General features: G+C 42.8%; 8 protein-coding genes. 3 read left to right on the top strand and 5 right to left on the bottom strand.

Features of this window, described 5'->3' with window-relative positions:
* The first annotated feature begins 276 nt into the window (after positions 1-276).
* Complete coding sequence (locus WJM94_RS21275) at positions 277-870, top strand: mechanosensitive ion channel domain-containing protein (RefSeq protein WP_444496171.1); 594 nt, start codon at positions 277-279, stop codon at positions 868-870.
* A 135-nt stretch (positions 871-1,005) separates the two neighbouring features.
* Here WJM94_RS21275 and WJM94_RS21270 read toward each other — a convergent pair whose 3' ends face one another.
* On the bottom strand, positions 1,006-2,631 hold the full coding sequence (locus WJM94_RS21270) for a peptide ABC transporter substrate-binding protein (RefSeq protein ID WP_444496170.1): 1,626 nt from the start codon (positions 2,629-2,631) through the stop codon (positions 1,006-1,008).
* 131 nt (positions 2,632-2,762) lie between these two features.
* Here WJM94_RS21270 and mpaA point away from each other — a divergent pair, with 131 nt between their 5' ends.
* The gene (gene mpaA / locus WJM94_RS21265) at positions 2,763-3,473 is read left to right on the top strand and encodes a murein tripeptide amidase MpaA (protein WP_444496183.1); all 711 of its coding nucleotides are present in this window, start codon (positions 2,763-2,765) and stop codon (positions 3,471-3,473) included.
* Positions 3,474-3,685: 212 nt separating this feature from the next.
* On the opposite strand, the gene WJM94_RS21260 is transcribed toward mpaA, so the two are convergent.
* The 4 genes from WJM94_RS21260 to WJM94_RS21245 form a co-directional block, all read right to left on the bottom strand.
* Complete coding sequence (locus WJM94_RS21260; RefSeq protein ID WP_444496182.1) at positions 3,686-5,374, bottom strand: DUF342 domain-containing protein; 1,689 nt, start codon at positions 5,372-5,374, stop codon at positions 3,686-3,688.
* A 283-nt stretch (positions 5,375-5,657) separates the two neighbouring features.
* Complete coding sequence (locus WJM94_RS21255) at positions 5,658-7,679, bottom strand: tRNA(Met) cytidine acetyltransferase TmcA (RefSeq protein ID WP_444496169.1); 2,022 nt, start codon at positions 7,677-7,679, stop codon at positions 5,658-5,660.
* A gap of 118 nt (positions 7,680-7,797) precedes the next feature.
* Positions 7,798-8,772 carry a ParB/RepB/Spo0J family partition protein gene (locus WJM94_RS21250; protein WP_444496168.1) on the bottom strand — a complete coding sequence of 325 codons (975 nt, stop codon included), beginning with the start codon at positions 8,770-8,772 and terminating at the stop codon, positions 7,798-7,800.
* Between the two features lie 7 nt (positions 8,773-8,779).
* Entirely contained in the window at positions 8,780-9,997 is a 1,218-nt protein-coding gene (locus tag WJM94_RS21245) for a ParA family protein (protein ID WP_444496167.1), read from the bottom strand.
* A gap of 1,230 nt (positions 9,998-11,227) precedes the next feature.
* On the opposite strand from WJM94_RS21245, the gene WJM94_RS21240 reads away from it, so the two are divergent.
* Positions 11,228-13,198 carry a replication initiator protein RctB domain-containing protein gene (locus tag WJM94_RS21240; RefSeq protein WP_444496166.1) on the top strand — a complete coding sequence of 657 codons (1,971 nt, stop codon included), beginning with the start codon at positions 11,228-11,230 and terminating at the stop codon, positions 13,196-13,198.
* Positions 13,199-13,383: the final 185 nt, after the last annotated feature.

Genomic DNA, 13,383 nt, shown 5'->3' with positions numbered 1-13,383 from the left:
ATTCCTAGCCTCACCTTGTTGATGTTGGCAATATCGTGCCTCTTTAGACTTAAAAGCTTTGCAGTCATCACTATTAGATTAGCAGGATAAAAACCAAGCTATACGAGCCAAGATGCGTTTCACTTGGTGTAATTTCATATATGAGAGACAGCTCAAGTATCATCCAGCGCCCTTTGATACACGCAACTGAAACCAACATAAGATAAAAAATTTGTGATTACTTACCGAGAAAAATCAGCTATAACAGCCGTTTCGTAAAATCATCGAGTTGAAGAAATGAATGATTGGATCCAATTAGAGCAAGTGAGCCAGTATTTCAACGAGGGATCTCTCGGGTATAAAGTGTTGATGGGCGTTATGGTCCTGATCGCTTACCGGATCGTGAAAAGAATTGCCAACCGTGCCATCATTAATCTGGCGTCGTCAAAAGGCGTTAAGAAGGCCCGTCTAAGCTTTATTCAGCGCTGTTTTAATGTCGCTCTGCTATTTCTGACCGCATCCGTTTTTGCAATAGTCACTGGCATTGGTTATGGCGATGTCTCGCTGTTTTTGTCGTCCATTTTCGCTGTATTAGGTGTCGCGTTTATCGCTCAATGGTCGATCCTGAGCAATATCACCGCCAGCTTTCTGATATTTTTTGTCTTTCCTTATCGTGTAGGCGACCGAATAAAAGTCGTAGATAAAGATGAAGACATCTGCGGGGAGATTCAAGAAATCAGTATGTTTCATGTATTGATTAAACACGATAACGGAAACTTGATTACTTACCCGAACAATCAAATATTACAGAAAGCGGTACTAAAACTGGCAAAAGCCAAACCACTCCCGAGTAAATCGACTTCTCGAATTTACACCCGAAGAAAAAAATAACCTCAATATTAAGCCGATGTTTTTACATCGGCTTTTCCTAACCTAAATAGCGGAACTGTCCATTGAACTCAACTTAGTTTTAGGTGGTCAAACACCTCTCTAGGTATCGTTTAGGCGCGTTCTGTTTATTTTGAGTTACTTCTTGATGTAGAGGTCCTTTGAGTAAATTCGACCTTCTACGTTATTTTTAGCAAATCCACCTACGTTAGGGCGTACCAGTCGTGCCTGCATGTAATAGTAGATCGGTGCGATGGGTACATCAGCAGCGATTAATTGCTCTGCTTTATCATAGTAATCCTGACGCTTTTTCTCGTCTGTTGTTGTAAGAGCCTTATCCATGGCCTGATCGTATTCCTTGCTGTTGTAGCGCGCAAAGTTTCCTGATGAATCAGAACGCAGCAGGCTTAAGAACGTCGACGCTTCGTTATAATCACCACACCAAGAAGCACGCATCACGTCAAAATTACCTTGCTTGCGCGACACCAGGTAAGATTTCCATTCCTGATTTTCTAACTCTACTTTGGCATTGAGATTCTCACTCAGCATCGATGCAATCGCTACAGCAATCTCTTTGTTGGATTCACTGGTGTTGTACAGTAGTTTGAAGTCCAGCGGCTTATCTTTACCATACCCCGCCTCCTCTAATAACTGACGAGCTTTTTCGTCACGTTGTTGCTGTGTCCAGTGACTGTACTCTGGTTGTGTTGCTGCAAAGCCCGCCGTATATTGATGAGCAAATGTGTAAGCAGGTAAATTGCCGACGTGAGTTACACCGTCAGTAATGACATCTCGCATTATCGAATAAGATACTGCACGACGAACTCTTGCATCATCGAATGGAGGACGAGTCGTGTTGAATGCATAGTAATAAGTGCATAAGAGTGGCACAACCGTGTACGCTTCCTGATAATCTTGCTCAAGCTTTTGCGCCATATGAGTGGGTACATCAGACGTAATATCCACTTCACCAACCACATAACGGTTAATTGAGGCGTTTTGGTTTTCAAAAGGAATGTATGTCACCTTAGTGAGATGCGTATTGGCAGCGTCCCAGTAATTGGGGTTCTTCACCAACTCAATTCGCTCATTCACGACCCACTCATCCAGAACAAATGCACCATTACCAACAAACTGTTTCGGGTCGCTCCAAGGCTTAGCACTCTTTTCCACCGTCTCTCTGTGTACTGGCATCATTGAGGTATGCCCCGTCATAGCCACAAAATAAGGGACTTTGCTATCCAATTCAAAACGCAGCGTATATTTGTCTAGAGCGGTGACACCTAAATCTTCAACTGGCTTTTTCCCTTCAGAAATATCACCAATATTTTTGATGCTTGTCATCTTGAGATACCAGGCATTAGGCGAAGCCAATTGTGGATTGACTGCACGTCTCAAGGCATAAACGAAATCATCCGCCGTCACCGGATCGCCGTTGGACCATTTAGCATTGTTGCGAAGGTGGAAAATAAAGGTTTGGTTATCTTCTGTTTCCCACGATTCCGCTACGCCAGGAATGATGTTGCCGTCTCTATCCTGAATCACCAGACCTTCAAATAAATCCCGAAGTATGTGCATTTCTGGCATGCCTTCCGCTTTAGCCGGATCTAAGGTCGCAGCTTCAGCATCATTGGCTCGAACCAAATATTGCTCAGCAGCAAGTTGAATGCCGTCTGGTAGTGAATCTGCAAGCACAGTAGCAGACAAAAATGGAGTGAAAAGAGAAGAAATGAGTAATGTCGTCGAATGTTTTTTTAAATCCATATCGTTTGAGTTCTCCTAACATGTCTTTTGAAGCAAATGCCACAATTAACAATACAACCGTTGACGAAGTGAAACAGTTCGGTTTATCTAAGTAATTAAAATAATATTACTCCATCTATCAGGAGATTATGGTGAGTCTAATTCCAAGAACGGAAAGAGCTGCATTTTTAATTACGCCACAAACCTACGGAATATCGGTTCTTGGCGCACCTTTGCTTTACTTCCCAGCTCAGGTAGAAAACGAATCTCGCGGCTTAATATTAGCAGGTACACACGGAGATGAAACGGCTTCGATTATTGGTTTGTCATGCGCTCTAAGGACACTGCCCTTAAACAGTTTACGTCATGATGTAGTATTATCAATGAATCCTGATGGCAACCAACTTGGCACAAGAGCAAACGCCAACCAAGTCGATCTCAACCGCGCCTTCCCGACCCATAACTGGACTGAGCACGGCACCGTGTATCGTTGGAGCTCTCATACGCCAGTACGAGATGTCAAAGTGAAAACGGGCAAAGCAGAACAACTTGAACCAGAAGTGGCAGCACTGATAAATCTTATCGAAGAGCGACGACCTAAGTTTGTCGTCTCTTTCCACGAACCACTCGCCTTTGTTGATGACCCCCACCATTCTGAGCTGGCAAAGTGGCTAGGTAAACAATTCGATTTACCTTTGGTCGAGGATGTGGATTACGAAACCCCAGGTTCCTTTGGCACATGGTGCAGCGAACAAGAACTACCTTGTATTACTCTCGAACTGCCTGCCGTATCTTCTGATTTGACAATAGAGCAGTACCTTCCCGCTATCATTGCCTTGTTACAGCACGAACCTGTATTTTAATTTTTATAAGCGGCATCGGGAGTCGCGTTGTTTATTCAGAGTAGCGCTACTTAGTAGAAAGGAGTCGGCCAGTTTACACTGTAAAGTGAGAATTGTTGGCCTAGTTAGCCAATTGAATTCATTACTGTGTTTCTACTTGAGAGGTTAAAGATAGCAGAAACGCAGTCTCGATGACTTTGAGTATCTATCACATAGCCGGAGAACGAGTGCCGTTAAACGCTATCGTTAGCTGTTACACATTCTTCTTCAAGATTCGCAGATACTTTGATTTCATATTGGTTGAATCGGAATGAGCAAGCACCGTGAGTACGTTTAGTTGTCACCTGTTCATTATTAAATTGAACCATAACTCGCGAATAAACGCGTCCTTTCGCTTCGACAATGTTCTCCTCTAACGCAACTTCAAACGAACTCTCAGCTAACTCAAGTTTCGCTTTTACTTTTTCAAGTAATAAATTGTTTTCCTTTTTGAGGTTTTCAATTTCTATCAAAGCCGTTTCACTGCGCTCTGCTTTTGGTCGTTTTTTAAATTCAAGCTCTTTGCGAATCACGTTCATCGTTTCGTCTTGTGCACGCTTATATTGCTCTTTTAGTAGAGAGATACGTTCCTTAAACGATGCGTAACTGGTAAAAGCTGCGACCTTTGTTAACGTATCTCCCTCTACACCGAGTTGTAAGCACAAGATCTTTTTCGCTACGTTAGCATTACCACCACTTAGCGTGCCGTTCTTTTCGGTAGCATCAAGTACAGTAAGATTTCTTCCACAAACAATCTCGTTGTTCATGCTATGCACGGCCAGTTCAATATCTTCTGCCGCAAACAAATTACAATACTGCGCATAACTCGCTCTTATAGAGCCTTTGGTTTTAACCTGACAGCTTCTTGGTTGTCCATCACTTACTGTATGGCCAATAATGCCCTTTCCAACTTGAATATCGTCTTGAGCTTGAACATGAGCGGATTCAATAAAACCACCAACAATAATTGAGCCGGTAGCCTGTACAATCATTCCAGATTCAATGTTCCCGCCAATAATCACATTCCCTTTGAACCTAACGTGCCCAGTGTTCACGCCAACGTTTTTAAGATAAAGAGCATTATCGACTTCGATCGTTCGGTTCTTGATGAGTGGAGTACCGGAAGTAGATGCAATCAAAAGATTAGGGTCATTCTGACTTATTTGGGTACCTTTGCCTGGTTTGATAGGTATGTCTTTCCCTGCTTGAGCTGGAATCATACGTCCTTGAACGGTGAAGCCCGGCGTTCCTTTTGTGGCCGGCGTACGACGCATGACTTCGTCACCAACATTCACTGATATCGTTTCACCGAGGTTTCTCAAATCTATTTTGTCAGCGTTCGACTGTCCCTGCTTCGGTTTGAGAATACGCTTAGTAATATCTTTAACGAGAGGAGCAAAGACAGCGTCATGCCCTTTTATAGGTAGTTTGCCAACCGCTACTGGTTGTTTGAACATCTCACCTGACTTAAGCTGACGACTCACTAGCAGCGCTTTTTTTAATGCGAGTTTGTTAATACCTTTTGTAACTCTGGCATCGGTGAGCGCTCGGACGATTTCCTCTCCTAGCAATCCCCTTCCACCGTAAGCGCCTGTGATAATTAAACTGACAAGCATGTCGTTGTTAGACAGCTCGACCTCTAGGCTTGCATTTTTTCTATAAGCAATCGCCATGCCTTCAAATGCTTCTTCGGTACGGACTTTTACGCTGTCAATAAACCGGCTGACCTGATCTTCATCAACATACAATGAGTCAGCATTCATCAAAGTAAGCTGTTCTAACAACGCACTTTTAGTAGGCTCACCAACAAGGTCCATATTTCCCAACAGACGGGCAATTACTCTTGTGTTGTCTTCAGACCATTCAAGACACAGCTTACACATATCCATACCACTTTGCTGTCTATCAACTCAGTCAGTCTAGCGAAAAACGATTCCTCAACAAACCGCGTGATTTTGAGAATCAGCGGCATGTCACTATCGGCGAGAGTGCAGACATACTCATGTATAAACAATCACTTCGATTGCGAATTACCATACCGTCATTTCTGTCTTGGTTTGAAATGCTATCTCAATTTCGTAAAGGAAAGTAAAAAGGGAATTTACAGTGTAAACTCCCTCTTTCATATCTTGATTATTTACAGTGTAAATTTATCCCTAACTGCGTTTACAGTGTAAATTGATTCCAAAGCCGTTGTACTTCCTTCCGAATTTCTTGTTCTACTTGTTTACGTCCTGTCAGACCAAACTGTTTGGCGCAGAACTCCCAGTCTTGATTTAGAAACAGTTTGCAGATGATCAAGTCTGAAACCGATGCTAACCCGTTATTCAGAAGCCACTGCTGTAGACAAACAAAAACCGATTCATAGCTCCCTCCTCCCAATGCATAATTTTGAATTAGAGTGGATTGGCTCGAGTGAAGCGGCGTACTCGATACGTGAGCTGCCATAACACACCTATATAACGCTGGCTCAAGTTTCGAGTAAATCTGAGAAGCACTCAAAAGAAGAAATTCTCGGCAAAGAATTTCCGCGTCCTCAATCCATGATTGCGGTTTATCTGCTAACTGCCTAGCCATCAACAAGGAGTAACATCCGCTTGCCGCGTCGCGCTTTGTTCCGAGACGAATCGGCTGATAACCTAAACTTTGCCAAAAATGGAAAAGCTCCTCAGTCAAACCAAAGCTGGTGGATAGATAAGAAACGTGGGCTGGTATCGACTGCTCAAGTTGATTCAGCATTTTCTGACCTACGCCTTTACGTTGTAACTCTGGATGAACAGCTATACGCATTATTCGAAGTGTAGCAAGCTTACCTACACCGGACATTCCCAATTGGTTAATGATAGTGACGGGTACCAAATGGCCAGGCGGACGACGTTTACCAAGTTGGATATCGGAGATCATGTTCTCGTCCAAACATCCCTCTGCGACGGTAAGCAATACTCCGACGAGGTGATTGTTTGACGTTGCGACATGGATAGAACTGCTTTCGTCTTTTAACAGGTGCAACAAGTCATTCGGTGATGTTTGATAATGGGCATTAACTAATAACGCAAAACACTCGCGTAGCAAGCCAGGATTAGACAACAGTGCTTGCTTGTCGACATGGTTTAATTGAACACTCTCAACCGAAACAGTAGGTGGATTATCAAGTTCAGCGTCTAACAAAAAGGCGTCATACAGCCATGACTCCAGCAAATCACTCTCACTCCAGCGTATTGGTTGCCGTAAATGACAGGTTTTCATTCCGGGTCTTTGCTCTTGTAGCCAGTCAACGAACTTAAGCGTAAACCCTCTTCCACAGCCTTCATAACCGTGAATCGTGCTGGAAAACACAAGGCGGTGATAATGCTCGGTTATCTGCTTCAACATTGGAACCGGAATTGCCGCCGCCTCATCGATTAACAGTAAGTCACACTCCGGAGTTGATGCCAGAAGTTCATCCGTTGCAATAAATTGGATGCTGCCCTGTCCTGCTTCAAATCTGTCCTTACTTGTCCTTGTACCACTGTTCAATACGCGCTGCGCGTGCTGAAAAACAGGCTCTACAGCTTTTAGTGAAGGTGCAGTAACTAATACTCGAAGCGCTTTTTGGGCTAATAAATTTGCGCATGCAATGCCAAGTGCACTACTTTTCCCTCGGCCTCGGTCTGCAGTTAAAACTAAAGGTCGCTTACGATGGCCTGTCACCACTTTTTCAACGGCAGCAACAGCCTGCTCTTGCTGAGTATACCGGAAAGTTTTTATGGCGGGATTTAGTTTGGGTAGCTCCGGTAATGCGCAATTCTGCTGGATAACAAGCAACTTTTTCCACTGAGACCTCATCCACTGTTCGGCATAGTTTGCAGACTCTTTCTCTCCTACAACGACAATAAGAATGCCGCCACCAACTAATGCACCCAGTGCAGCGGTAAAGCTATTGGCATCGAAGCTTTTACGCGCATCAAAAAGAAGGACATCACATTCTCGGCCAAGCAGCATATTTCCTTGCTTCGCAGAAACACAATAGGCATTTTCTAATGACCATTCACCAACACAAAACCAACGCAGGTCTTTCTGAGTTTGATAATACTCGGCAATAAGCGCATCTTGCCAAACGGAGTCGCCTTGTATAACAACGCCGATACGCTGAAAAGATTGATGCGCTTTATGTTGAAGTAGAGAAAGATACTCTGATTGCGTGTGCATGCTGTAGACCCAAGGTTAAACTCGCACCATGTTATCACAACTTGTTTTGAGTACTCTTCAGATACGAAAACATAGGTATAAAAAAACCGCCCGGAGGCGGTTCTTAATTCAATTTTCGTTACTGCAATTTGCTTTGTACGAAAGACAGAATTTCATCAATCAAGATATCATCGACCTTTTTCAGGTTAAGTGCCAAATTACTGCCTTTACGGCTGTAACTCACACGACCTTTTATTAAGTCGATTTTTTCAGTTTTCTGGGCCGGTTTTACCGGAACCAACTCAGTAATCCAGTGTTCCAGACTTTCAGTTACTTCTTTTGTAAGACGAGCAACACCCTGCGCAGTGCTGCGCTGCCACAAATAGCCTTCACTCGTACGGCATTTATCTAGCAAACCTTGCTGTTGATCTGGCGTTAAGTTGGAGAACTGCTTATGCAATTTCACAATCGTCGGACGACCCAAATCCCCAACATTTGGATAAGCTTGTAGCAATTCGAGTGGTAACGCAGCCGCTTTTAGCGCGCCACTCACTAGAGCTTCACTGCACTGGAACATTTTAGCCAGCGCTTTCTGATCTTCTACTTCACCATTGTCTAACTTTGCCTGCATCTCTTTACCTTTCTCGTAAAGTGATAGCGGTTTGTGGGCATTTGCTACGTCAGACAAAAACTTCGCATGGTTAGAATTGATGTCGTCGCCCACATAAACCAAGAAATCTTTTTCTGCTAGGATACAAGACTTACGGCGACGGCTACCATCTAATACCTCAATCTTGCCATCTTGCGTGCGACGACCCACTGCCGGGTATTGTTGACCACGCTCCTTTAACGTGACCAAAACATCCGATAGCGCATGCTCATTCAGGAAAGATTGTTCACGAGCGTTATCAGCAAAAACGGTCGTCTCAGATTCAACCTTATCGGCTGGTATACGAACTAATTCAAATTGAACCGTGCTCTCACCTGCTACCGCTAACTCAATGGTCTGTGCTTTTTCTTTTGCAGCCGTTTGCGCTTCCTGAGGGGTAGCGACACGGCGCTTATTCGTTTTACCAAATAATTTTGCGTTTAATTCAGATGTTTTCAAAGCCATTTACTTATTACCCCTGATTCAATGACGGCCAATTAGAGTGCAATACGCGCTCTAGTTCCAGTGCACTCTTATGAACTGCATCTTGAGCGGTTGCGAGTGTTTTCTTGCCCCCCTCAAAGTCACTAACAGTTAGGTCGAACACCGTACTATAGGTATCCGCACAGGTCTCAAATGCTCGACTGCGCGGAATTGTTGCCATCATAACTTGGTCACCAAGAAGATAGTTCATTTCAGTTAATACAGACACTTGCTTCTTGTTGTCATCTTCAAACATGGTAGGCATCAAGCGAACAAATTCCAGACCATTCCAATCTTCGGGGAACATTTCGTATACCGTCGGCAAATGCTGGAAGAAGTTTACTGTTGAAGCCCAGTCAAGACGTTTTGCCGCACATGGGATCAACAATGCATTAGAGGCATACATTGCGTTCCAAACCAACGGGTCAACGTGTGGACCAGTATCAATCATGATGACATCAAAGTCGTTAGCGATTTTGTCGATAAGCTGCTCTTTCAACAGACGAACGATGTCTAAAGATGGGTCTTCAGATAATGTTTGCCATGCTTCAGCGTTAAACATCGCGTCTTCTGGGAACGCAGAAATCGATTTCAAATTAGGATATTGAGTCGGCAGTAACACATTCTTGTGCAAAAATTGGCGGTCAATCTCTACCCCATCAGGTACGTTGCCTAACATAATATCGACAGCAGAATAGATGTTGTCATGTTCAGCAACGCTGATTTGTGGATTTAGGAACAGGCGTAGTGAGCCTTGTGGGTCCAAGTCAATCAAACAGATACGATAGCGTTTATCTAAGTTAAGCGCTAAACATGCCGCCAAATGAACGGCCGTCATCGATTTACCTGTGCCGCCCTTCTGGTTTTGTACGTTAATAATCCAAGGCTTATTGCCTGTATTTTTTTTACGCTCATGGAATTTAGGCACCTCTGCCGCGTCCATAAGCATATGCGCTTCTTCTAACGTAATGGAATAATGATTGGCATTATTCTTAGTGAACTGATGGCCAGCGGTTTCCATTTTACCAATAGCATCATCGAGTTTACGGCGCGTCAGCCCCGAGCGGGTCTCCATCATTGCCTTAGACATTGGAGGGAAGTAGTTATCACTTCTCTCTTCTAAAACAATCTCAATACGGTCAGCTTGAACCTGCTGTGTCAGCTCCGCTAACTCTTGAAGGTTTTCAATCGTTTTTTCTCTTTTCATGCCAAATTCCGTTGGAAGGATATCTGATTGCAATTGTACAGCAGTAGATACCAAAAACAACAAAAAGGTGCACAAACATTTTGAATAACAATCACATAAAAAAACATTAAAATCGACAGTTTCATGATTAATGGTAAAAAAACATATCAAATTTTAATCAAATATACTTAGAGAAAGGTGTTTCAACTCCATCACATTTGAAATGTTACATGGTCACTTATTTACATTGTAAATTGAAATTTATACGGAACGATTATATTAGCGGACTAAATTACGGATTATGTAAAATCAATTATCAACTAAAGGATGCGGTAAAAAATTTTATCTTTCACAGCACCTTGATCATGTATCCGAGTAAATTAATACGGATATCGAATAAACCAGCTGGAAGAATGATCAAGGAGATATCTTGATCATTCTTCCATGACAAAACTGAGATATGAAAGCATGATCAAGGAATAAAAGGGATAGGGCATGAGAAACAAAGTGTAATGGCAGTAGATCAATCTTTCGGAAATATGATCAAGCAATGCAGTTGCTCGGAAGCATGTAAAATTACTGCTACTTTACGGTTGAATGCAGATAGACTGGGACATCCGGGAAAGAAAGAGCGACAAAACGTCGGAACGATAAATTTGATACGATAGCATCGGTGGCTTATACCATCATGATCATGCTTCCACAATTTTCTTCTTAAGCTATATTTACCCATTGATAAACGGAATTTGGTGCCATTTTAACCACATGAATGATTTGCCACCAGAATTTAGCTTGTAACATACATTTCTATTTATCTTGATCATTGATCCGAAGGGAAATGACAAGGTAAAGTTTGATCAGCTAACACGATAATTTACACACCAGCCTCTGACTTCTGTGGATAACCTGTATAAACGTCATGATCATCGTTTCAATATCATTTTGATCATCTTTTCAGGAACTTAATGATCATGCTTGCGAAAGAATATGATCATGCTTTCACTAATATGTTGATCATAGTTTCGTTAACCACATGATCATAGTTCCAAAGGCACTAAAAAAAACATCTTTAATAACATGAACTTATGTCACACCTAGTGTCCAGATCATTAGATCATATAATCAATTAAGATCAGAATAATCAAAAAGATCAGTTATTTAAAAAACAAGATTTTTTCTTTATTTATGATCTGTTTTTCTTTATTCTGCGGAACAATAGCACAACTACGGCTAGTGTGATCTGGATCTAAAATGACGGCTGATGAAAAAATTCTGATTAAAGCACCAAGAAGCCATAAGGATGGCCATCTTTTTGAGGTACATGAATCTTCTGCAGATTGGGTAGAGCAGTACCAGCATTTCAAAGGGGTGACCAAAAGCATCTTAGAGTTGCTTAATCTGATCTCATTAAGAGGTTTCAGCAGCAAAGATGGACTCGTATCCACAACTGAAATTGTTGAAGCGACAGATGGTCAATTGACCCGTGCCGCGCTTCAGCAACGCTTGCGAGCAGCAGTAAACATCGGATTATTTACTCAAACCCCAGTTCGCTTTGAAGAAGGACTGGCTGGTAAAACCATGTTACACAAGTTCGTAAACCCAAATAAGCTCATTTCTGTTTTGGGTGCGACCAGCTTAGTCACTGAAAAAGTTCGCCAAAATGAAAAGCAAAAGCGTTCAAAAGCATTAGCGCAAACTCAGGTTAATAAGCGGTTGTTAAATGAACATGGCTTAAATACGCCACCGACAATGAAAGATGAAGCTGATCAGTTTGTCGTATCTCCGACGAACTGGGCAGGGATCATTGACCAAGCGCTTGCTCCACCTCGTACGCGAAAAAGTTATCAGAAATCTATGGTTTCGATCTCTGGCACCAAAGCAGTCATTGAAACTCGATCGTCTAAAAATATTATGACTGTGGATGATCTGATGACCTTGTTTGCACTGTTTACTTTAACCGTGCAATACCACGATCATCATAAAGATCAGTACCAACTCGATGCTGCACATGTACCAAACAAAACCCCGCTGTACATTACCGATATCCTATCGTTGCGTGGCAAAAAGGACAGTGGTCCGGCTCGTGATTCAATTCGTGACAGCATTGACCGAATCGAATTCACGGATTTCCAGTTGCACGAACTCACTGGTCGCTGGTTAAGCGAAAACATGCCTGAAGGTTTTAAAAGTGATCGATTCCGCTTCCTGGCGAGAACGATAACTGCTTCGGAAGAAGCGCCTGTAGAAGGCATTGATGGCGAAATTCGTATCAAGCCCAATTTGTATATTTTGGTTTGGGAACCATCATTTTACGAAGAGTTACTCACGCGGGACTATTTCTTCTTGTTCCCGCCTGAGATTCTTAAACAACATACTTTGGTATTCCAGCTGTATTCGTTCTTCCGTAGCCGGATGGTACGTCGTCATACCGATTGCATGTTGTTGAGCGAATTGAACCAAAAGTTAGCACGCAATATAGAATGGCGCCGTTTCTCTATGGATCTCATCCGTGAATTGAGACGATTATCTGATGGTAAAGGAACGGACGATCTTTTTGTGGTTAACTTGTGGGGTTATCATCTGACGATCGAAACAATGATCGAGAATGATAAAGCCACAGATTACCAGATAGACATCAAGTGCGATGTTGAAGAAGTCTTACGATACTCAAGAGCACGTACAACAAACGCAGGAAAGCGTAATATGGCTCCTACGCTGCCAAACCCACTTCGTAATGAGATGGTATCAAAACAACAGCTAGAAGAGCTCTCAGGCATCATTGACGGCGAATTTGAGCCTATTCAGCGTAAAGCACCGTCGCCTCGTGGTAATTTGGGGCGTCGGGTGAAGCAGAGGAAGCATCTGGTCGAGATCAACGCGGATGAAATCACCATTACTCTATCCAAGTACACGTCTCCAGAGGCTCTGGAACGCAGCATAGCCGCGCTATCCGCAATGACTGGCCATTCTTATGCTTCCATTAAGGAAGAATGCTCTGAGTACATTGACAAGCTTGATTGGCTGAGAGTAGAGGATGATCCTGTGCCTTACGAGACGCTGAGTAAAACTGTTGAGCTGTTTAATACTCAAAATGATATTAAGCATCTCACCATTGAACGTCTGATTGCTGGCCTGGCGGTTCGCCGTAAAGTCTGCAGACAAATCTTTGATGGGCATATGGACGAGATGGTATACCGAGCGCTTGACGAGATGGCGATTTAATAGCGCTCAGCAGGACGAGCTAGACCAGAACCATGTGACTCATTGATTTCAAATGTAATAATTTATTTCAATGATAGAAAACAGACTTAACTCTTACAAAGTGATGACATTAGGTGCTGATGTGAAGACTAAGCTCTATCTCGAATAGACAACCTTTTGTCCTTTCTGATGATTAATAGATAGGC

This window comes from Vibrio sp. YIC-376 (genome assembly GCF_052353105.1).
Lineage (GTDB): Bacteria > Pseudomonadota > Gammaproteobacteria > Enterobacterales > Vibrionaceae > Vibrio.
The sequence above is the reverse complement of the archived record's forward strand: the minus strand, read 5'-3'. Positions and strand labels throughout refer to the sequence as shown.

Bases quoted from the DNA above. Each gene is read 5' to 3' on its own strand.
- WJM94_RS21275 (WP_444496171.1), top strand. From the start codon at position 277: ATGAATGATTGGATCCAATTAGAGCAAGTGAGCCAGTATTTCAACGAG.
- WJM94_RS21270 (WP_444496170.1), bottom strand. From the start codon at position 2,631: ATGGATTTAAAAAAACATTCGACGACATTACTCATTTCTTCTCTTTTC.
- WJM94_RS21260 (WP_444496182.1), bottom strand. From the start codon at position 5,374: ATGTGTAAGCTGTGTCTTGAATGGTCTGAAGACAACACAAGAGTAATT.
- WJM94_RS21255 (WP_444496169.1), bottom strand. From the start codon at position 7,679: ATGCACACGCAATCAGAGTATCTTTCTCTACTTCAACATAAAGCGCAT.
- WJM94_RS21250 (WP_444496168.1), bottom strand. From the start codon at position 8,772: ATGGCTTTGAAAACATCTGAATTAAACGCAAAATTATTTGGTAAAACG.
- WJM94_RS21245 (WP_444496167.1), bottom strand. From the start codon at position 9,997: ATGAAAAGAGAAAAAACGATTGAAAACCTTCAAGAGTTAGCGGAGCTG.
- WJM94_RS21240 (WP_444496166.1), top strand. From the start codon at position 11,228: ATGACGGCTGATGAAAAAATTCTGATTAAAGCACCAAGAAGCCATAAG.